This window comes from Tessaracoccus yangjingae (assembly GCF_054483935.1).
This window is the reverse complement of record NZ_CM137014.1, coordinates 218,309-237,791: the sequence shown is the minus strand read 5'-3', so window position 1 is coordinate 237,791 and position 19,483 is coordinate 218,309. Positions and strand designations below refer to the sequence as shown.

The 19,483-nt window shown below is 69.5% G+C and carries 17 protein-coding genes and 1 tRNA gene; 7 read left to right on the top strand and 11 right to left on the bottom strand.

The annotated features are described in order from the left end of the window. Positions 1-4: 4 nt before the first annotated feature. Genes ACX1D3_RS01105 through ACX1D3_RS01095 form a run of 3 tightly spaced genes read left to right on the top strand, consistent with a single transcriptional unit; the run spans position 5 to position 2,555 of the window. Positions 5-1,009, top strand: a complete 1,005-nt coding sequence (locus ACX1D3_RS01105; RefSeq protein ID WP_458995138.1) for a carbohydrate ABC transporter permease — start codon at positions 5-7, stop codon at positions 1,007-1,009. Next, a complete protein-coding gene (locus tag ACX1D3_RS01100) occupies positions 1,006-1,905 on the top strand; it encodes a carbohydrate ABC transporter permease (RefSeq protein ID WP_458995137.1) in 900 nt (299 codons plus the stop codon). Before ACX1D3_RS01105 ends, ACX1D3_RS01100 begins: the two co-directional genes overlap by 4 nt. Continuing rightward, complete coding sequence (locus ACX1D3_RS01095) at positions 1,902-2,555, top strand: hypothetical protein (RefSeq protein WP_458995136.1); 654 nt, start codon at positions 1,902-1,904, stop codon at positions 2,553-2,555. The genes ACX1D3_RS01100 and ACX1D3_RS01095 overlap by 4 nt, the downstream gene beginning before the upstream one ends. On the opposite strand, the gene ACX1D3_RS01090 is transcribed toward ACX1D3_RS01095, so the two are convergent. From ACX1D3_RS01090 to ACX1D3_RS01065, 6 genes are all read right to left on the bottom strand, one after another. Beyond that, positions 2,527-4,455, bottom strand: coding sequence for a glycosyltransferase (locus ACX1D3_RS01090; protein ID WP_458995135.1), 1,929 nt, complete (start codon positions 4,453-4,455; stop codon positions 2,527-2,529). The two genes, ACX1D3_RS01095 and ACX1D3_RS01090, sit on opposite strands and share 29 nt — an antisense overlap. Positions 4,456-4,519: 64 nt before the next feature. Beyond that, entirely contained in the window at positions 4,520-5,794 is a 1,275-nt protein-coding gene (locus ACX1D3_RS01085) for an alpha-L-fucosidase (RefSeq protein ID WP_458995134.1), read from the bottom strand. A gap of 14 nt (positions 5,795-5,808) precedes the next feature. Next, on the bottom strand, positions 5,809-6,639 hold the full coding sequence (locus ACX1D3_RS01080; RefSeq protein ID WP_458995133.1) for a carbohydrate ABC transporter permease: 831 nt from the start codon (positions 6,637-6,639) through the stop codon (positions 5,809-5,811). Next, positions 6,632-7,555, bottom strand: a complete 924-nt coding sequence (locus ACX1D3_RS01075; RefSeq protein ID WP_458995132.1) for a carbohydrate ABC transporter permease — start codon at positions 7,553-7,555, stop codon at positions 6,632-6,634. The genes ACX1D3_RS01080 and ACX1D3_RS01075 overlap by 8 nt, the downstream gene beginning before the upstream one ends. 4 nt (positions 7,556-7,559) lie before the next feature. Further along, the gene (locus ACX1D3_RS01070) at positions 7,560-8,801 is read right to left on the bottom strand and encodes an ABC transporter substrate-binding protein (RefSeq protein ID WP_458995131.1); all 1,242 of its coding nucleotides are present in this window, start codon (positions 8,799-8,801) and stop codon (positions 7,560-7,562) included. 328 nt (positions 8,802-9,129) lie between these two features. Further along, positions 9,130-9,831, bottom strand: a complete 702-nt coding sequence (locus tag ACX1D3_RS01065) for a FadR/GntR family transcriptional regulator (protein ID WP_458995130.1) — start codon at positions 9,829-9,831, stop codon at positions 9,130-9,132. Between the two features lie 135 nt (positions 9,832-9,966). On the opposite strand from ACX1D3_RS01065, the gene ACX1D3_RS01060 reads away from it, so the two are divergent. Next, positions 9,967-10,545 carry a gluconokinase gene (locus ACX1D3_RS01060; protein WP_458995129.1) on the top strand — a complete coding sequence of 193 codons (579 nt, stop codon included), beginning with the start codon at positions 9,967-9,969 and terminating at the stop codon, positions 10,543-10,545. A gap of 21 nt (positions 10,546-10,566) precedes the next feature. Here ACX1D3_RS01060 and ACX1D3_RS01055 read toward each other — a convergent pair whose 3' ends face one another. Genes ACX1D3_RS01055 through ACX1D3_RS01040 form a run of 4 tightly spaced genes read right to left on the bottom strand, consistent with a single transcriptional unit; the run spans position 10,567 to position 16,070 of the window. Next, on the bottom strand, positions 10,567-12,888 hold the full coding sequence (locus ACX1D3_RS01055; protein WP_458995128.1) for a beta-glucosidase: 2,322 nt from the start codon (positions 12,886-12,888) through the stop codon (positions 10,567-10,569). Positions 12,889-12,915: 27 nt separating this feature from the next. Beyond that, positions 12,916-13,770 carry a carbohydrate ABC transporter permease gene (locus ACX1D3_RS01050; RefSeq protein WP_458995127.1) on the bottom strand — a complete coding sequence of 285 codons (855 nt, stop codon included), beginning with the start codon at positions 13,768-13,770 and terminating at the stop codon, positions 12,916-12,918. Then, positions 13,767-14,762: a carbohydrate ABC transporter permease gene (locus ACX1D3_RS01045; RefSeq protein ID WP_458995126.1), complete on the bottom strand. Its 996-nt coding sequence runs from the start codon at positions 14,760-14,762 to the stop codon at positions 13,767-13,769. The genes ACX1D3_RS01050 and ACX1D3_RS01045 overlap by 4 nt, the downstream gene beginning before the upstream one ends. A gap of 3 nt (positions 14,763-14,765) precedes the next feature. Then, the gene (locus tag ACX1D3_RS01040; protein WP_458995125.1) at positions 14,766-16,070 is read right to left on the bottom strand and encodes an extracellular solute-binding protein; all 1,305 of its coding nucleotides are present in this window, start codon (positions 16,068-16,070) and stop codon (positions 14,766-14,768) included. Positions 16,071-16,225: 155 nt separating this feature from the next. On the opposite strand from ACX1D3_RS01040, the gene ACX1D3_RS01035 reads away from it, so the two are divergent. Continuing rightward, positions 16,226-17,263 carry a LacI family DNA-binding transcriptional regulator gene (locus tag ACX1D3_RS01035; protein WP_458995124.1) on the top strand — a complete coding sequence of 346 codons (1,038 nt, stop codon included), beginning with the start codon at positions 16,226-16,228 and terminating at the stop codon, positions 17,261-17,263. Positions 17,264-17,312: 49 nt separating this feature from the next. Continuing rightward, entirely contained in the window at positions 17,313-18,248 is a 936-nt protein-coding gene (locus ACX1D3_RS01030; RefSeq protein ID WP_458995123.1) for an aldo/keto reductase, read from the top strand. A gap of 511 nt (positions 18,249-18,759) precedes the next feature. On the opposite strand, the gene ACX1D3_RS01025 is transcribed toward ACX1D3_RS01030, so the two are convergent. Then, a complete protein-coding gene (locus tag ACX1D3_RS01025) occupies positions 18,760-19,119 on the bottom strand; it encodes a hypothetical protein (protein ID WP_458995122.1) in 360 nt (119 codons plus the stop codon). A gap of 214 nt (positions 19,120-19,333) precedes the next feature. Between ACX1D3_RS01025 and ACX1D3_RS01020 the strand changes: the two genes are divergently transcribed. Beyond that, positions 19,334-19,416 (top strand) — tRNA-Leu (locus ACX1D3_RS01020). The last annotated feature ends 67 nt before the right edge of the window (positions 19,417-19,483 follow it).

Below are 19,483 nucleotides of genomic sequence, written 5' to 3'. Positions count from 1 at the left end.
ACCGATGACCATGACCACCGCACCCAAGAGCGTGGCGTCGACCGCCGCGGACCCGGCTCGCCGGGCCCGCGGCGGGGCCGCCGGCGCCACCACCCCAGCGCCCGCGCCTCGGCGGAGGAGGGCGCTCCAGCGCCGCGAGGACGCCGCCGGGTACCTCTTTCTGACTCCCTGGCTGATCGGATTCTTCGTCCTCACCGCAGGGCCCATGCTCTACTCGCTCTACCTGGCGTTCACGAACTACAGCATCTTCGGCACCACGGAGTTCATCGGCCTCGGCAACTTCGAGCGCATGATGAGCGACGAGGTGTGGTGGGGCTCGGTCCGCATCACGCTCATCTACGTCCTCGTGGGCACGCCCATCAAGCTCGCCGCGGCGCTGGCCGTCGCCATGCTGCTCAACTTCCGCAGCCGCGGCACCGGGTTCTTCCGCTCGGCCTTCTACGCGCCGTCGCTGATCGGCGCTTCCGTGAGCATCGCCATCGTGTGGCGCGCCATGTTCTCCACCGGCGGCCCCGTCGACAGCTCGCTGAGCCTCTTCGGCATCGACATCGGCGGATGGGTGGGCATCCCCGCCCTCATCCTGCCGATGATGATCCTCCTGGCCGTGTGGCAGTTCGGCGCTCCCATGGTCATCTTCCTCGCCGGCCTGAAGCAGGTCCCCGCCGAGCTGTACGAGGCCGCCTCCGTCGACGGCGCCGGCCCCCTCCGCAAGTTCGTCAGCGTCACGCTGCCCATGCTCTCGCCCGTGATCTTCTTCAACCTCCTGCTCGAGATGATCCACGCGTTCCAGATCTTCGCCTCGGCCTACATCATCGGGTCGGGCACCGGAGGCCCGGCCGGAGCCACGAACTTCTACACCGTCTACCTGTACACCAGGGCCTTCACCAACTCGCAGATGGGCTACGCCTCGGCCATGGCCTGGGTGCTGCTCGCCGCCGTCGGCGTGATCGCCTTCATCATGTTCCGCACCTCCAACCAGTGGGTGCACTACTCGGGAGACAAGCGATGACCGCGATCACCTCCGCACCGGACCGGGGCACCGCCGCCCGCACGTCGCGCAGCATGCGCAGCCGTCGCACGTGGTCCACCGTCGTGTGGATCGTGGTGATGATCGTCATGACGGCAGTGGTCCTCTACCCGCTGGCGTGGATGTTCTCGGCCTCGTTCAAGCCCACGGCCGAGTTCGGCTCCAACCAGTCCTTCTTCCCCGAGAACCCCACCATCCAGAACTACTTCAAGGTGATCGAGGGCGTGGGCGGCGTCCCGCTGTGGCGCAACTTCCTCAACTCGTTCATCCTGGCCTCGTTGTCGGTGGTGGGCATCGTGATCTCGGCGTCGCTTGCGGCCTACGCGTTCGCCCGCGTCCGGTTCCGCGGCAGCGGCGTGTGGTTCGCCGTCATGATCGGCACGCTGCTGCTCCCGTTCCACGTGCTGATCATTCCGCAGTACATGCTGTTCCGGCGCCTTGACCTCATCGACACCTTCGTCCCGCTCCTGCTGGGCAAGTTCCTGGCCGTGGAGGCGTTCTTCGTCTTCCTCATCGTCCAGTTCATCAGGGCCCTGCCCCGCGACATGGACGAGGCCGCGCGCATCGACGGCTGCGGCCACTGGCGGATCTTCTGGCTGATCATCCTTCCGCTGATCAAGCCCGCGCTGGTCTCGGCGTCGATCTTCGCCTTCATCTGGAGCTGGAACGACTTCCTCGGCCCCCTGCTCTACCTCAACTCGCCGGACAACTACCCGCTGCCCCTCGCGCTGCGCGTGTTCAACGACCAGACGTCGACCTCGGACTACGGGGCCACCGTCGCGGTCTCGGTGCTGGCGCTGCTGCCCATCCTGCTGTTCTTCATCATCTTCCAGCGCTTCCTCGTGGAGGGCGTCTCGACGCAGGGGCTGAAGGGATGAGGCGGCGCTCCAGGTTCGCGTTGGTCGAGCCCGCCGACGGCAGCGTCCTGCGCTGGCCCGGGGCGTCGTCGGCCTTCACTCTCCTGGGCGAGGTCCTCTGGGTGGGAATCCTGATGGCGTTGGCGTGCGTGCCCGTGGTGACGTGGCCCGCCGCGCTCGCTGCCGGGGCGGCCCACCTGCGCAGGTTCCTGCGCGGAGAGGGGGCGACGGTGGGGCAGTTCTTCGCCGACCTGCGCCTGGCCGCGCCGGGAGGCGCCGCAGTGGGCGTGGCGTCCGTCCTGCTCGGCGCACTCATCGCGCTGGACCTGGGCATCGCCGCCGGAGGGGGGCTCCCGGGCGCCATGCCGATCGCGGTGGCGTTGAGCGCGGCTGCTGGTGTCGCGGCGGTGGTGATCCTGACGGCCGCTGTCTCCTGGCGGCCCGGGCTGAGCTGGAAGGCTCTCCTGACCCAGGCGCCCCGACGTCTGGCCCAGGCCCCCTTCGTCGCAGTGATGACGGCCGTGGCGCTGGGCCTTGCCGTCGTGATCGTGTGGCAGTACCTGCTGCTGCTGGCACCGGCGCTCGGGGTGCTGGCCTTCGCGCTCGTGGCAGTCCACGAGCGCCATTCAGCCTCGCTGGCCGTCAGGGGAGGTGCGGCACCTCGCCCTTGAGGCCCGTCGACGTGACGATGCTGTCCGGCTGGCCGCCGCTGTGCGTGATCGAACGGTCGTCGTCGTGCACCGTCAGCTGCGTGCGGTGATGCCGCAGCGCCTTCGCGACTCGGGGACGGTATCCCTCGAGGTCGAACCACCGTGCGGCAGCGTCGCGGTCGGTGGTCAGGGCCGCGAACGGCAGCCCCAGCTCCTCGGCCGCGGCCCGGCTCAGGTGGTGGGTGCGCACGTGATCGGGGTGGCCGTAGCCGCCGTCGTCGCCGTAGCTCACCACGAGATCGGTGCCCATCTTCCGCAAGAAGGCCGCGATGTCCGCCGTCGCCTCCGCCTCGTCCGCTGAGGTGAGAGACCGTTCGTCGGCCTCGTCCGCGGGGCCGGCGAGACCCTCCGAGACCCACTGCATGCCCGAGTCCAGGTAGCGCCGCGGCTCGTCGGTGGCGCGGGCCGGCGGCATCCCCAGGTAGGCGTGGGCGTGCACGCCCAACGAGTCCAGGGCGCCTGCAAGCTCGGCCTCGCGGCGCTGCTCCAGAGCAGGGGTGCCCGCCAGGTGCGAGAGCGGCCCGGGGACCACGGCACCCATCTCCCCGCGGGTGCAGGTGAGCACGGAGACCCTCAGCCCCTCGTCGACGAGGTGCGCGATGAGCGCCCCGGAGGAGAGGGTCTCGTCGTCCGGGTGGGCGTGGATGAACGTGACGTGCTTGACGGCCCCGTTGGCGATGGCGCGACGGTAGGCCTGGAGGGTGCGGTCCGCCACGTGCTCCCAGGTCATGGACTCGGCGCGTTCGCGGGCGGTGACGCCCATGCCGGTCCGGCGGTCCGGGTCGCGGAGGAGAGCCAGCAGCGCGTCCGCCCAGTCCTGGGGCTCATGCGTGGGGACCAGTTGGCCGGTGTGCCCGTTGCAGATGGCCTCCGTGAGGCCGCCGGCGGCGGCGGCCAGAGTGGGGATGCCGGAGGCGGAGGCCTCCAGCGCCACAAGGCCGAAGGTCTCCGAGTAGGACGGCACGAGCATCACGGAGGCGTGACGCATGATCTGGGCGAAGGACTCGCGGTCCTGGCCGGGCAGGAACGTCACACGGTCCGCGACGCCGCCCGCCTCGACCAGCCTGTGCAGCTCAGCCTCGTAGTCGGCGAAGTCAGCCGACACCTGGCCGACGATGACCAGGTCCGGGCGCTCGTCCTCGGGCAGCAGCGCCAGGGCGTTGATGGCCACGTCGGGCGCCTTCAGCGGCTGGAGCCGCGCGGCCAACAGCACGTAGCCCGGCTCCACGCCTGACGCGGGCACCCACACCTCGCCCGGCCCGGCGGGGTGGAACAGCTCGGTGTCGACGCCGGGGCGCACGATCATCACCTGCTCCGGGTCCGCCTGGCAGCGGCCGATGACGACGGCGGCCTCGTGCCGGCTGACCGCCAGGATCAGGTCCGATTGGGTGGCGCAGTAGACCTCGCCGTCGAGCCGGGCCGGCGACTCGGGCGGCTCGCCGTCGCGGAGGGGCGAATTCGGGTGCGCCGCCACGGAGTGGAAGGTCATGAGGTGCGGGATGCCGGCCTCGCGGGCGAGCGGGATCGCGGCCACGCCGGACATCCAGTGGTGCGAGTGCACAAGATCGAAGCGGTCGAGCGAGCCGAGGTTGGTCCGGAACTCGTCGATGTGTTGGTCAATCTGGCTCTTCGGCAACGGGGTCTGGGGGCCCGCGGTGATGTGGTGGACGATGAGGCCGTCGTCGAGGGTTGCGGTGTCGGGCTGGTCCGGCGAGGAGCGCCGGGTGAAGAACTCGACGTGGGCGCCCGCCCGCTGCAGGGCCTTCGCGAGCGCCCTGATGAGGACGTTCATCCCGCCGGCGTCGGCGGTGCCGGCCCTCTCCGCGGGTGAGGTGTGGAGCGAGATGAAGGCGACGCGCATGAGGTGGACGGTACACGACCGCCGCAGGCCACTGTGCGAGTGGCCTGCGGCGGTAGCGGCAGGATCAGACCTGCACGGGCCCCTTCCTGTCCGCGGGCAGGGGCACGGTCATCTCGGCACCGTCGACGACGAGCGTGGCGGTCGCGGCGGCCGTCGGGTCAGCGTCCTCGAGGTCGACGAAGAGGCGCCGTCCGCCGTCGGTGAGCACGCCCCGCACCCAGACGCCGTCGCCGGGCACGACGCCAGACATGTCCGCGCGCCGCGAGCCGTACAGCACCTCCTTGTTTCCGGCCTGCATCCAGACGCCGAGGTCCTCAAGGGCCCGCCGCTGCAGGTCCGGGAGCGTGCCATCGGCCTTCGGGCCCACGTTGAGCAGGAAGTGTCCTCCCCTGGAGACGATGTCGGTCAGCATCCGGGCAATCTGGTAGCCCGTCAGGTAGTGCCGCTCGTCCTCCAGCTGGTTGTAGGCGAAGGAGTAGCCGATGCCGCGGCAGTTCTCCCAGGCCTTCACCGACTCGTTGTCGAGGTTGTGGGAGTACTCGCTGGTGCGGTAGTCCGAGTGGGTCTGGCCGTAGCGGTCGTTCACCACCCCCGTCGGCACCTTGTCGTAGAAGTAGTTGAACAGGGTGCCGAGGCCGCCGGGCTCGAAGTTCTTCGCGTCGTCCGGCCACTCGATGTCGTTCCACAGCACCTCCGGCGAGTACCGGTCGATGAGGTCGCGGCACTGCATCGCGCAGTAGGCGCCGTACTCGGCGTCCTTGGGTCGTCCGGTGTCATCGACGGACTCCTGGCTGGTATGCGGGGGCAGAGGCCGCACATGCCAGTCGAGGCCACCGGAGTAGTAGACGCCGAAGAGCATGCCTGCCGCGCGGGTGGCGTCGGCGATGGGGCCGATGAGGTCGCGCTTCGGGCCCCGCGCCACGGTGTTGCGTCCGTCGGTGCCCGGGGCGTCCCACAGCGTGATGCCGTCGTGGTGCTTCGTGGTGGGGATGACGTAACCCGCGCCGGCGTGGCGGAACAGCTCGGCCCACGCCGCGGGGTCGAACTTCTCCGCCTGCCAAAGGTCCAGCAGGCCGTCGTAGGGCAGCTCGCCGTACACATCGCGATGATGCTGCTGGGCCGGCGAGCCCTCGATGCGGATGGTGTTGTAGTACCACTCGGAGTAGGGGTTGTGGCGGAACCAGGTCTCCCAGTCGATGGTCCCCAGCGCGCCGATGGGTTCGGCCCAAGCGGGGACCGAGTAGGCCCCCCAGTGGATGAAGATGCCGAACGGGGTGTCCTCGAACCAGTGGGGCAGCTGGCGCCTGGACAACTCGTCGAAGGATGTTGCCGGTGTCATGGTGGATCTCCTTGTCAGCGGCCGCCGAAGCCGCTCATGTTGATGCCTTGGACGAGCTGCTTCTGCAGCGCGACGACGATGATGACTGAGGGGACGACGGCCAGGGTCGAGGCGGCCATCAGCGGGCCCCAATCGGTCCCGCGTTCACCGGAGAACATGGCCAGGCCGAGGGGGACGTTGGCCATGGTCGTGTCATTGACGATGATCAGCGGCCACAGGAACATGTTCCAGTAGTCGACGAACGCGAAGACCGCGACCACGGACATCGGGGCCTTGAGCAGCGGGAGGATCACCCGCACGAAGGTCTGGAACGAGCCCGCCCCGTCGACCTTCGCCGCCTCCTCGTACTCCGACGGGATGCCCATGATGAACTGCCTGAGGAGGAAGGCGCTGAACGCGCCGAACGCGAAGGGCAGGACCAGAGCGACGTAGCTGTCCACGAGCCCGGCCGACCTGAACATCATGTAGAGGGGGATGACCAGCACCTCCTGGGGCAGCACGAGCGTCCCGAGGAACAGCAGGAACAACTGGTCACGGAACCGGAAACGCAGCCGGGCAAAGGCGTAGGCCGACAGCACGCCGACCCCCGCGGTGAGGGCGGCGCCCAGCGTGGCGATGATCAGGCCGTTGACCAGGTAGCGCATGAACGGGACCGCCGTGAACGCGGTCACGTAGTTGCCCCACTCCACCGTCGAGGCCAGCAGGCTCGTGCCTGTGGAGAACACCTCGTTGCTGGGCTTGAGGGAAGTGGCCACCATCCATATGAACGGGAAGATGAAGATCAGGCCGACCACGGCCACCAGGATGCGGCTGATCACAGCGCTGGTCGAGAGGCGGTCACGCATCGTAGGTCACCCTCTTCTGTTGGGAGAACTGCAGGGCGGTGATCAGCATGACGATGACGAACAGCACCCAGGCCAGGGCCGAGGCGTATCCGAGCTTGTCGTAGCTGAATCCGTTCTGGTACAGGTACAGCACCAGCGTGGTCGTCGACGTGCCGGGACCGCCCAGGGTGAGCGTGTACGGCTGGGTGAAGACCTTGAACGCGCCGATCACCGTCATGACCGTGCAGAAGAAGATCGACGGCGTGAGCATCGGCAGCGTGATCCGCATGAACCGCTGGAACGCGCTGGCCCCGTCGATCTGCGCCGCCTCGTAGAGGGACGGGTTGATGGCGTTGAGGCCGGCGGTGAGGACAATGATGTTGTAGCCGATGCCCTGCCACAGCGACATGATGATGAGCGAGGTCATGGCCAGCGGACCGTCGGTCAGCCAGGGCAGGCCCGTCATCCCGAGCGACTCGAGGGCCGAGTTGATCAGCCCGTCGCCGTTGAGCATGAGTTTCCACACCATCGCGTTGGCCACCATGGGGGTGACGACGGGGACGAACATGAGGACGCGCACGATGGTGCCGGTGCGGCCGGTGCTGAGCAGCCAGCGGGCGATCAGGATGCAGACCACCAGGTTGGCGGTGGTGTAGACGGCGGCGAAGAGGACGGTGTTGAGGAGGACCTGCCAGAACAGGGGGTCCTTGGTCACCAGGTCGACGTAGTTCTGGACGCCCACGAACGTGGCATCGCCGAACAGTGGCCAGTTGAAGAGGCTGATGACGAGCGAGGCCAGGAGTGGGACGACGATGAAGAGGAGGAAGCCGGACATGCCGGGGGCCAGGTAGGCGGCCGCCTGAAGGACGTCCGACTTCTTCCTCTTCGTCTTGCGTGCCACCCCGGCCGTCCTGGGGACGGTGGCGGTGGTGGTCATCGGATCAGCCCTGGGCCGACTGCTGGATCTGGGTGAGGATGTCCTCGGCGGACTTCTGGCCGTTGGTGGCCTCGGCGCCGAACTGCATGCTCAGGGTCTGAACCTGGTTCCACGAGGTGGTGGTGACCAGCGGCCCGCCGCCGGCGAGCATGGCCTTGACGGCCTCGAGGTCGCCGGGGGTCTTGTCCTCGGCCCAGTCGGCGACGACCGATTCGATCGAGGGGACGGTGCCGCGGGTTCGGCCGACGGTGCCGATCACCTCAGGTGTGGTGATGGCCATGATGTTCTGGAACGCGCCGTCCTTGTCCTCGCACGTCTTGGCGATGCCGAATCCGGAGCCCTGGATCACCGAGCCGGCCTCGCCGTCGGTGGTCGGGATCACGGCCACGCCGAGCTCGCCTTCCGTCAGTCCCTCCTTGTACGCGGTGTACATCCAGGGCCCGTCGACGACCATCGCGGCCTCGCCGGACATGAACGCCTGCTGGGTGGCGGCCTCCTCGGCGCCGCCGGTGGGCTTGCTGACCTTCTCGACGTTGGCCAGGTCCATCACCCACTGCACGGACTCCATGAAGGTGGGATCGGTGAGCGTCAGGGAGCCGTCGGCGGTGGGGGCTGCACCCTCGGCGAACGCGACGGCGAGCGCCATCGGCGAGATGACGCCGGGGAGCAGGGAGATGCCGTACTTGCCGTCACCGGTGAGAGCCTTGGCGTCGCTCAGGAACTGGTCGCGCGTGTAGCTGGTGGTCGGCTCGTCCAGGCCGGCCTCGGCGAAGGCCGTCTTGTTGTAGAAGAGGACGTTGGGCTCTGCGTCGTAGGGGATGGCCCGGACGGTGCCGTCGACCGTCATGCCCTCCATCATGGCCTGGTTGTACTGGCCGAGGTCGAGGCCGTGCTTGGTGGCCAGGTCGTCGAGGGGCTCCAGGAGGGACTCGAGCTCCTGTGCGCGGGCGGCCTGGGTGGTCATGATGCAGGGGGCGTCGTTGGCCGACATGCGCGTCTTGACCTTGGTCCAGTAGTCCGCGAACGTCGGGCCCTCGAGGGTTAGGTTGAAGTCCGGGTCCTTCTCCTTTGCGGCATCCACGAAGGCCTGCCACTGTGCCCGGTCGTTCTCGTTCGAGATCCAGGCGTACATCGCGTTGGTCTGCGCGCTCGTGTCGCCGCCGGCGTCGCCGCCGCCGCACGCTGAGAGGGCCAGGGCAGAGGCGCCAATCAGGGCCAGGGCAGTGGTGCGGGTGGTGCGATTCACGTCAACTCCTTCGTTGTCGATGCCGACCTGCGGTGGTCGTCATGAGAATGATCACCCGCCAAGGTGACAAATGTCAACGCTAACAATCGAATTTGTCCGTTATGTTAACGTGCGACATTGGCAACTGAAACGAACAAATACATCGGTTACCGATGGTGTCCCGCCGACGGCGGGCGTGTTGCCGCCGGTTGCCGGTAATCGGTGAGAACGGGTTCGGATTTCGTCCAGATCTTGGGGCTGTGGGCCGATCGCTGGGGTCGGCCGAGCCCGGAGGCGGCCTGTTCGTCCAACGCGCTCGGCCCCTGCCGTCGGCGCCCGCCCGGCCCGGCTAGAGGCGGGAGATGGCCTCGCTGACCTCGTGGCCGAGCGCGCGGGCGTGGTGCTCTGCGGTGGCCGGGTCGCCGTCGGCCACCGCGCGGGCCAGCAGCTCGTGGTGGGCCAGGGCCTCGTCCTCGGGGTGCGCCGGTTGGAGGCCCAGCCGGGTGCGGCCGGCCAGCACCTCGCTGACGGACTCGGTCAGGGCGGCGAACATCTCGTTGCCCGAGGCGGCGAGGAGGAGCGCGTGGAACTCGATGTCTGCGCTCAGGAACTCCTCCCGGTCACCGGCGCCCGACTCGCCCAACCGTCGAAGATCGTCGGCCAGTTCGAGGAAGCGCGAGCGTTGCTCGTCGGTGGCGCGGGCGGCCGCATGGCGCGCTGCGGCAGGCTCGACGGCGGCGCGCAACTCGGTGAGCGAGCGGAGCTGGGCGTAGTTCGCGTCCGTCTGGAGCCGCCATCCGATGACGCGTGGGCTGAACACGTTCCAGTGCTCGGAGGGGAGGACGGTGATGCCGATCCGCGGGCTGGCGGCAACCAGGGACAGCTCCTCGAGGGCGCGCATGGTCTCGCGGGCGACGGTGCGCGACACGCCGAAGCGTTCCGCCAGGTCCTGCAGCGTGAAGCCGTCCCCGGGCGCCAGCGTGCCGCCCACGATCTCCACGCCGACGGTGTCGAGGACCGAGTGTGAGAGTGCCGAGCGGGCGATGACCATGGCCAAGGGTAACCGCAGGTGCGGCACGTCAGACAGTGCCCATCTCGGTTGGTGGGGGGCCGGGCCGGACGGCTCACGAGCAATGGTATGATCATTGGGCCGACGAGGAAGCGGCATCGTGAGGGGACCCAACGGATGGATCAACAGGTTCGTGACATTGCCGGACAGGGCGCTGCGGTGCGCCCCGTGCACCTGGTCGTGCTCGGCGCGGCCGGGACGGGGAAGACCACCATCGGCCGGGCCCTGGCCGAACGGCTGGGACTCCCGTTCGGCGAAGGCGACGACTTCCACAGCCAAGCCAACCGCGACAAGATGGCTGCGGGTCAGGCGCTGACCGACGAGGACCGCTGGCCATGGCTGCGTTCGCTGCGGGACTGGATGTCGGCGCGGGCGGCTGCCGGCAGCTCGTCGGTGGTGGCGTGCTCGGCCCTGCGCACCGCCTACCGCGACGTGCTCCGCGAGGCAGACGGCGACGTCTTCTTCATCCATCTCGTCCTGCCGGAGGATGTGAACCTTGAGCGACTGGTGGCACGGCAGGGCCACTTCATGAAGCCGGTGATGCTGGGCTCCCAGCGCGCCACCCTCGAGGCGCTGGGGGAGGGCGAGGAGGGCATCGAGGCCGTCAACGTGGGCGACCCGGGCCTCGTCGTCGACGACCTGGCCGCGATCCTCAGGACCCGGTTCGGGTCGCGGCTCAGCGCCGAGCGAGGCTGAGCCGCGACACCGGTCCCCTGGTCAGGCCGTGAACTCTCCGGCCAGCTCCACCCGGACCGGGGTGTCCAGCACCCGGCCCTCCGCGACCACCCGCCGCGACCCCGCCACCTCGACGGACACCGCCGGCAGGCGGTTCTCCGACGACGAGCCGACGGACAGCTGCACCTCCCCGGGCTCGACGATCCGCCGGAGGTCGGCGCCCGTGAACGACAACCGGTCCGCGTGCACCTCGAACGTCACACGCGCCGAGGCCCCGGCGGCCAGGTCCACCTTGCGGAAGCCGATCAGCTGCTTGAGCGGCCGCACCACCTCAGCCCAGGGGTCGCTCAGGTAGAGCTGCACCACGTCGGCCCCGTCGCGGTCTCCGCTGTTGGTCACCGTCACCGACACCTCGACGGCGCCGTCGACGGGCATCGTCGGAGCGGAGGCGGACACGTCCGAGTACGTGAAGCTGGTGTAGGAGATGCCGTGGCCGAAGGGGAACCGCGGGATGGGATCCAGGTTGGAGATGCCGTTGGAGAACCACGCCAGGGGGGCCGCCAGGTAGGTGCCGGGCTGGCCGCCGTGGTGCGCGGGGAGCCCGATGGGCAGCCGGCCCGACGGGTTGATCCCGCCGGTCAGCACCCCGGCCAGGGCGTCCGCGCCCTCGACGCCCGGCATGAACGCCTGGACGACGGCCGCGCACCGGTCCGCGTACTCGCCGACGGCGTAGGGCCGGCCGGTGACCAGCACCAGCACCGTCGGGGTGCCGGTGGCCAGCACGGCCTCGACCAACTCGCCCTGGCGCCCGGGCAGGCGCAGGTCGACGGCGTCGCAGCCCTCGCCCGAGGTGCCGTCGCCGAACATGCCGGCGATGTCGCCCACCGTCACCACCGCCACCTCGGCGGCGGCGGCGGCCTCGACGGCCGCGGCCAGGTCCTCGTCGGTCCCGTCCATGAAGCCGGTGCCCTGCGCGAACGACACCTCGCCCAGCAGAGCCCGCAGCGCGTCGTCGAGGCCGCGGATCTCCAGGCCGGTCTCGGTGCCGGTCCTGGCCATGACGTGATTGGGGAAGGAGTAGCAGCCCATGAAGCTGCGCACATCGGCCCAGACGGGGCCGACCACCGCCACGCGACGGCGGGCGTCCAGCGGGAGCACCCCGTCGTTGGCGAGCAGCACGACCGACTCCTCGGCCACGCGCCGCGCGATCTCCCGGTTGCGGGGCGAGTCGAGGTCCGCCCCGGCATCGGCGCTCACCGCCCACCCCTCGTCGAGGAGCCCGAGCTCCAGCTTCTGCCGCAGCACGCGCCGGGCGGAGCGGCGGACGTCGTCCTCGCTCAGCATGCCCCGCGCGATGGCCTCCTCGATCGCCCAGTAGGCGCCGGTCGACGGCAGCTCGATGTCCAGGCCGGCGCGGATGGCGAGGGCCGCGGCGGTTGCGTCGTCGGGCGCGATCCGGTGCATCCGGGTGAGGAACGCGATGCTCCAGTAGTCCGACACGACGGTGCCCTCGAAGCCCCAGCGGTCCCGCAGCACCCCGGTGAGCAGCTCGGGCGACGCGGCTGCGGGCTGGCCGTCGACGTCGCAGTAGGAGTTCATGATCGAGCTGGCCCCGCCCAGGCGGACCGCCATCTCGAACGGCGGCAGCATGACGTCCTCGAGCTCGCGGCGCCCCATCGACACGGGCGCGTGGTTGCGGCCCGCGCGCCCGGCCGAGTAGCCCACGAAGTGCTTCGGGGTGGCCACCACGCCGGCCGACTGCAGGCCCCGCACGTAGGCGGTGCCGAGGCAGCCCACGAGGTACGGGTCCTCGCCGCAGGTCTCCTCCACGCGGCCCCAGCGGGAGTCGCGCACCACGTCCAGCAGCGGGGACAGCCCCTGTTGGACGCCGACGGCGGCCAGGTCCGAGCCGATCGCCGCGGCCATCTCCTCGATCAGTTCCGGACGCCAGGTGGCGCCCCAGGCGATGGACGCGGGGTAGACGGTGGCGCCCAGCGCCGTGAAGCCCGTCAGGCATTCCTCGTGCGCGATCGCCGGGATCCCGAAGGCGTTGCCCGCCGCGACCTCAGACTGCAGCCGTGACAGCTTCGCCGCTCCGTCGGCCACGCTCACTGGCGCGGTGCCGTACACGCGGGTCAGGTGGCCGAGCCCGCCGTCGACCGCCTCGTGCCAGGGCCGCAGCTCGGAGGTGAACTCGGTCTCCATCGGCGCCACCTCGTGGGCGTCAGGGTCCGGGGCCGGGCGGTCGGCGTCGGCGGGCAGCCAGTAGGAGCCGAGCTGGTGCGCGAGGTCCGTCGGCGACATGGCGTCCATCAGGGCGTCGAGCCGCGCGTCGAGGGGGGCGGTGGGGTCTGTCCAGGTCATGGGAGGAGTCATTTCTGCGCGGGGGCGTCAGCCCTTGACCGCGCCTTGGAGGCCGCCGACGATGCGGCGCTGCATGGTGAGGAAGAACACCATGGCGGGGATCATGGAGAGGGTGGTGAAGGCGAACACTCCGGCCGTGTCTGAGGAGTGCTCGGTGGAGAAGTCGGCCACGCCCAGCGGAAGGGTGCGCATGTCGCCCTGCAGGAGCAGCAGCGGCAGCAGGTAGGCGTTCCAGGAGCCGACGAAGGCGAGGACGCCGACCGTCACCAGTCCGGCCCCGGAGAGCGGCACCATGATGCGGGTGAAGATGCTGAGCCGGCTGGCGCCGTCGATGGCGGCGGCCTCCTCGAGCTCGGCGGGGATGGCCTGGAGGAAGGGGCGCAGGATGACGATGGTCATCGGGAGCGCGAACGCCGCCTGGGGGAGCGCGACGCCCCACCACGTGTTGCTCATGCCAAGATCCTTGCTGATGATGATGAACAGCGGGATCACGGCCACGGTGGCCGGGAACAGCAGGCCGAGCACGAAGATCATGTAGATCTTCTCGCGCCCGGGGAACCGGTAGCGCGACAGCGGATAGGCGGCCATGAGGCCGAAGACCACCACCAGCGCAGTGGTGAGCAGGGCGATCACCAGCGAGTTGAGGCCGTATCGCCAGAAACTGGGGTTGGTCAGCACTCCGGCGTAGTTGGACCACACCCAGGGGGAGGGCAGGCCGGCCGGGTTCTCGGCGAGCTGCGCGTTGCTGCGGAAGCCGCCCAGGATCGAGTAGAGCACCGGGCCGAGCGAGAACGCGGCCACGATCAGCGCCACCAGGTAGATCAGCGGGGTGGTGAGGCGGCGGCGCCGCGCGGCGGCGGGGGCGACGGCTGAGGCGGTCATCGGCGGGCCTTTCGCTTGTCGTTGTCCGGGGTGTCGCGGCTGAGGATGAAGCGCTGGTAGAGCAGAGCCATGGTGAGCGCGACCACGAACAGCACCACGGACGCGGCGCCGGCGATGCCGTAGTTGCTGCGCCGGGTGCCCTCTGTGATGAGGAAGGTGGCCATGGTGGTGGTGGCGTTGGCGGGGCCGCCGCCGGTGAGGATCCAGACCATGTCGAACAGCTGGAGCGAGCCCACCATGGACAGGAACGCCCAGGTGCGCAGTGTGGGGCCGAGCAGCGGGATGGTGATGTGGCGCTGGGTCTGCCACCAGGAGGCGCCGTCGATCTGGGCGGCCTCGTCGAGCTCCTGCGGAACGCCCTGCAGGCCGGCGAGGAACAGGATGATGGCGAACCCGAGGTACTTCCAGGTGAGCACCACCATCACGGTCCACAGGGCCAGGTCGGGGGTGCCGAGGAAGCCCTGTTCGGGGCCCTGGATCCCGACGGCGGCGAGGATGGTGTCGATGACGCCGTAGCGGGGCTGGAGCAGCTGGAACCACACCACGCCGGCGATCACCTCGGCCAGGATGTAGGGCACGAACACGACGGTGCGCAGCACGCCCTGGAACTTCATCTTGCGGTTGAGGAGCAGCGCGACGGCGATGCCGAGTGGTAGCTGGATGGCGATCGACGCCACCACGATGAACAGGTTGTGCCCCAGGGCGCCGATGAACACGTCGTTGGTCAGCACCGAGACGTAGTTGCGGAGGCCGACGAAGTCCGTGAGCGGGCCGAAGCCCTTCCAGCGGTAGACCGAGAACTGGACGGCGCGCAGCATGGGCCACACGACGAACATGAAGAACAGCACGAGGGCGGGCAGCACGAAGACGGCGATCTCCAGGCCCATCCTCCAGTTGACGGGCCGCTTCCGGACGGGGGAGAGCGGGCGCTCGTCGCGCCCGCCCTCACCGTTGTCCCGGAGCGCCGCCGCCTGCGTCGAGGTGGCGGTCATGGACTACTTCTCCGCGTCCGCGGCCGCCTGCGTGGCGTCGACGATGTCCTGGGCGGAGGCCTGACCGGCGAAGACCAGGGCGATCTCGTCGTTCATGGCGCCGCCGATGGAGGTGCCGAAGGCGGTGTCGAAGTAGAGCTGGACGTAGCCCGCGGCGTCGCGGACCTCGAGGAGCTGGGCCAGAGCCGGATCCGCGACGTACTCGGACGCGGTGGGGTTGGTGGGCAGGCCCATGTCCAGCTCGGCGAAGCCCTTCTGGACCTCGTCGGACAGGAGGTACTCGACGAACTCGACGGCCTCGTCGGGCGAATCGGCCGGGACGCCCCAGGCGTCGCCGCCGCCGAGCGCGGCGCTCTGGTCGCCCTCGCCGCCGTCGACCTCAGGGAACGCGAACCAGCCGGTGGCCTCGCCGAGACCCTGCTCGTCCTCGGTCAGGCCCTGCATCACGCCGGGCTCCCAGTGGCCGGCCAGCTCCATGGCCACCTTGCGCGTGGCCAGCAGGCCGGAGGCACTGGTGGGGCCGGACTGCGCGGGGGTGGTGAGGAAGCCGGGGTTGAACGGCTCGGCCGCAACCAGTTCCTCCAGGTCCTCGCCGGCGCGGATGAAGCACTCGTCGGAGAAGTCCAGGCTGGTCACCGCGCCCGACAGGACGTCCTGCGAGCACTGGCGAAGCGCGAAGTAGTACCAGTAGTGGGCGGCGGGCCACTTGTCGCCGGCGCCCACCGAGATCGGGTCGATGCCCGCGGCCTTGAGCTTGTCGATGGCGTCGTAGAACTCGTCCATCGTGGTGGGGGCCTCGGTGATGCCGGCGTCGGCGAACATCTCGGTGTTGTACCAGAAGCCCACCACGCCCAGCGAGAACGGCAGCGCGTAGGTCTTGCCGTCCACCTGCCAGCCGTTGACGGCGCCGCCCAGCTTGTCGATGGTGTCCGACGCGGCCTCGGAGAGGTCCTTGACCAGGCCGGCCTCCACCTTGTCGGCCAGCTCGCCGCCGCCACGCTCCATGTAGATGTCGGGCATGTCGCCGCTCTGCCAGGCGGCCTCGATCTTGGTGCCCATGTCCTCGTGCTGCATCGCCTCGACGGTGATGGTCACGCCGGGGTTGGCCGCCTCGAAGTCCGCGGCCACCTTGTCGTAGTAGTCCTTGCCGGCACCGGTGTTGGAGTTGTGCCACCAGGTGAGCGCCACGTCGCCGCCGGCGGCGGACGAGGAGCCAGGGGTGGTCCCGTCGGCGGAGCCGCCGCAGGCGGTCAGGGCCAGGGCGGCGCTGGCGACGAGGGCCGCGATCTTGGGGAGCGTGTGGGTCATCATTGAACCTCCGGTAGTGGTACCACGAAAAGTTTCGTGAAACATTGCCTTGTGGGCCAGAGCTTACGCATAGAACCATTTAGTCTGCAAGTGCAACCAAAAGATGTGTCCAGTTCGTTAGCGTCTTGCCGAAACTTTTCGCTATGCTGGCCCGCGTGAGAGTAGCGAAGGACGTGCGCCTGCAGGACGTGGCGCTGCGGGCGGGGGTGTCCAGCGCGACGGCGTCCAAGGCGCTCAACGACCGCGGCGGGGTCTCCGCCGCGACGAAGGCGCGGGTGCTGGCCGCCATGGAGGAGCTCGGCTACCAGCCGGTGTCCGGTGAGGCGGCGCCCTACCCGCAGATGGCGCTCGTGGCTGACGACCTGACCACCACCTACACCTTGGAGATCCTGAAGGGTGCCATCTCGACGGCGATGGCGGAGGGGGTTGCGCTCGGCACCTTCTACCTGCCCGAGGCCGCGCCGTCGGGGGTCGCGGTGCCGCTCGACGACTCATGGCTGGACCTGATCAAGGCCAGGGGCTATCTCGGCGTGATCGTCCTCACCGCCCGCCTGTCGGAGCATCAGCTCGCCAAGGTGCGCGACATCGGCCTCCCCCTCGTGGCCATCGACCCGGCCAACGCGCTGCCGCCCACCGTGATGAGCATCGGCGCCACCAACTGGAACGGGGGCGTGGAGGCGGCGCAGCACCTGATCGACCAGGGGCACCGTCGGATCGGCTTCGTCAAGGGGCCGCCGGAGTCGGTGCCCGCGACCGAGCGCCTGCAGGGCTACGTGTCCGCGCTGCACATGAACGGCCTCTCGCTGGACTCGTCCCTCGTCGTCGACGGCGGGTACACCCACGAGCTCGGGCTGCGGGCCGGACGCGAACTGCTGTCGCGGCCGGCGGGGGAGCGGCCCACCGCCATCTTCGCGCCCTGCGACCCGGCCGCCATGGGCGTGTGCGAGGCCGCGCGCCAACTGGGCATCCAGGTCCCGCAGGAGCTGAGCGTGGTGGGGTTCGACGACACGGTGCTGGCCGGACTGGCCGTGCCCGGGCTCACCACTGTCCACCAGCCGCTCCAGGGGATGGGCGCCGCGGCCGTCCGCCGACTGCTCGATGTCGCGGCGGGGCGCCCCGTCGAGTCGGGCCATGTGCGCCTGGCCACCAGGTTGGTGGTGCGCCACTCCACCGCCCCCGTCGCGCAAGGCTAGGGTGAAAGGGTGCCCGCCGCCCGGCGGGGACACGACGAAGGACACGACGATGAAGACGTTCAAGCTCGGAACCAGCGATGTCGATGTGCCGGCGGTGGTCACCGGCGTGATGCGGATCCAGGACAAGACCGACGACGAGGTGCGCGCCCTCTACACCGCGTCGCGCGACGCGGGCATTGACTTCTTCGATCACGCCGACATCTACGGCGACGCTCCCTACCACGGCTGCGAGCGGCGGTTCGCCGAGGCCCTGCAGCTCACCACGTCGGAGCGCGAGGAGATCACGCTCCAGACCAAGGCCGGCATCGTCAAGGACGGGCCGTACTTCGACTTCTCCTACAAGCACATCGTCGTCCAGGTGGAAGGCTCGCTGCGCGCCCTGAACACCGACTACCTCGACGTCCTGCTGCTCCACCGCCCCGACGCGCTGGTGGAGCCGGAGGAGGTGGCTCGCGCGTTCGATCACCTGGCGCAGGCCGGCAAGGTGCTGCACTTCGGCGTCTCCAACCACACGCCGGGACAGATCGAGCTGCTGAGGCGGTACGTGACGCAGCCCATCGTGGCGAACCAGCTGCAGCTGTCGATCACGCACGCGCCGATCGTGGCGCAGGGTGTCGCGGCGAACATGGCCGGCCTGGATCAGTCGGTCTCTCGTGACCTGGGCATCGTCGACTACTGCCGTCTGCACGACATCACTGTCCAGGCGTGGTCGCCGTTCCAGGCGGGCTTCTTCACGGGCGTGTTCCTCGGCAACCCGGATCACCCGGAGCTGAACGCGGTGATCGACCGGCTGGCGGCGAAGTACGACGTGCGCCCGGAGGGGATCGCGACGGCGTGGATCACCCGCCACCCGGCCAACATGCAGGTGGTGCTGGGCACGACGACGCCGGAGCGGGTCACGTGGGCCGCCGCGGGCGCCGACGTCGAGCTGACCCGCCCGGAGTGGTACGAGCTGTACCGCGCGGCGGGCTACCTGGTCCCCTGACCGTTCCAGACGATAAACGCCCCTCCGGCCATCAAGGCAGGAGGGGCGTCGTGCTGACTGGGGCCGCGGGGTTTGCGGCCCACCCCGCTGGTGTCCTGTCGCCGGGCCCACCGCCACTGGCCGAGGCTGGTAGGCGCCCTGCGGTTTCTGTTCCTCCAGGTGCCCGCTCGGCCCCGTGAGTGCACCGGATGCCCCCCTGGAGGAAGAAAACCCGCGCCAGGATGTCCACATCCCCACCGAGGGGCGGCTGATCTCCCGATCCGGTGGGCCGCAGCCGGCACATGATTGATCAGCGCCTTGCCTTCGAGGCTCGTCGCTGCGCTCCTGGCGCCTAGGCGGTGTGCGCTCGTCGCATCGCTCCTGTGGCGCCGATCTTCCGGCTGGCTGACGTGCTGCCTGGTGTGGCCATACCCCGCGGGCTGAGGCGCCGCGAATCGGCCTTGAAGCCTAGGAAACGCGAGCTGTCAACGCATATCTCCCGGACGGCGGCGAGTGCCTCGCCATGGCGCGGTCAGCGTGGTGGCACGGGCGGCACGATCCCGATCACCTCGTCAGCGGGATCGATCCTGTCCCCACCTGCGTCGACGGGGTTGCCGTCCTCGTCGACCCTGTTGCCCTCGTGGTCCACGCGGTTGCCGAACTCATCGCGCCAGTAGCCGTCGGCATCGGCCTCGTGCTCGATGTCCATGCCTGCCATGCCGTCGCGACCCAGGGGCTCAGCTTCAGGTGGGCTGTCGGGGCTGGCGGGCGAATCCGAGGAGTCGGGAGAGCCGGGAGAGGCCGGGGAATCCGGCGAGTCCATCGATACCTCATTGCCCAGGTCCGGACGTGCGGCAGGGTCGGGGTACGGGGTGCCGAGCGGATCGGTCATCTTGCTTCACTCCTTGCCAAGTCGTCGGCTGGAGTCACGCGGCCGGTGCGGACGCGGTCGTCCAGCGAAGTGGGTCTTCAAGCCTAAGCCGGATGCTCCTCTGCGGGGCGGGTTCGCCGGGATCCACGACGCTGAACCCCCTCCTGCCCACAGTCGATTTGCGGAGCCTCCCGCTCGTCGTGCTATTGTTCCTCGTCGGGTCGCAAGGCCCAACGCGCGAGTGGCGGAATGGCAGACGCGCTGGCTTCAGGTGCCAGTGTCCCTTGGGACGTGGAGGTTCAACTCCTCTCTCGCGCACAACGATGTATGGTCCCCTGGCTACATCAAATCCCCTCTGACAAGGACTTCGGTCCTTCTCAGTTGT

Excerpts from the sequence above, each read along its gene's own strand:
- ACX1D3_RS01085 (WP_458995134.1), bottom strand. The coding sequence starts at position 5,794 with ATGACACCGGCAACATCCTTCGACGAGTTGTCCAGGCGCCAGCTGCCC.
- ACX1D3_RS01025 (WP_458995122.1), bottom strand. The coding sequence starts at position 19,119 with ATGACCGATCCGCTCGGCACCCCGTACCCCGACCCTGCCGCACGTCCG.
- ACX1D3_RS01060 (WP_458995129.1), top strand. The coding sequence starts at position 9,967 with ATGGATCAACAGGTTCGTGACATTGCCGGACAGGGCGCTGCGGTGCGC.
- ACX1D3_RS01065 (WP_458995130.1), bottom strand. The coding sequence starts at position 9,831 with ATGGTCATCGCCCGCTCGGCACTCTCACACTCGGTCCTCGACACCGTC.
- ACX1D3_RS01100 (WP_458995137.1), top strand. The coding sequence starts at position 1,006 with ATGACCGCGATCACCTCCGCACCGGACCGGGGCACCGCCGCCCGCACG.
- ACX1D3_RS01075 (WP_458995132.1), bottom strand. The coding sequence starts at position 7,555 with ATGACCACCACCGCCACCGTCCCCAGGACGGCCGGGGTGGCACGCAAG.
- ACX1D3_RS01055 (WP_458995128.1), bottom strand. The coding sequence starts at position 12,888 with ATGACCTGGACAGACCCCACCGCCCCCCTCGACGCGCGGCTCGACGCC.
- ACX1D3_RS01090 (WP_458995135.1), bottom strand. The coding sequence starts at position 4,455 with ATGCGCGTCGCCTTCATCTCGCTCCACACCTCACCCGCGGAGAGGGCC.
- ACX1D3_RS01105 (WP_458995138.1), top strand. The coding sequence starts at position 5 with ATGACCATGACCACCGCACCCAAGAGCGTGGCGTCGACCGCCGCGGAC.
- ACX1D3_RS01080 (WP_458995133.1), bottom strand. The coding sequence starts at position 6,639 with ATGCGTGACCGCCTCTCGACCAGCGCTGTGATCAGCCGCATCCTGGTG.
- ACX1D3_RS01045 (WP_458995126.1), bottom strand. The coding sequence starts at position 14,762 with ATGACCGCCACCTCGACGCAGGCGGCGGCGCTCCGGGACAACGGTGAG.
- ACX1D3_RS01095 (WP_458995136.1), top strand. The coding sequence starts at position 1,902 with ATGAGGCGGCGCTCCAGGTTCGCGTTGGTCGAGCCCGCCGACGGCAGC.
- ACX1D3_RS01030 (WP_458995123.1), top strand. The coding sequence starts at position 17,313 with ATGAAGACGTTCAAGCTCGGAACCAGCGATGTCGATGTGCCGGCGGTG.
- ACX1D3_RS01040 (WP_458995125.1), bottom strand. The coding sequence starts at position 16,070 with ATGACCCACACGCTCCCCAAGATCGCGGCCCTCGTCGCCAGCGCCGCC.
- ACX1D3_RS01050 (WP_458995127.1), bottom strand. The coding sequence starts at position 13,770 with ATGACCGCCTCAGCCGTCGCCCCCGCCGCCGCGCGGCGCCGCCGCCTC.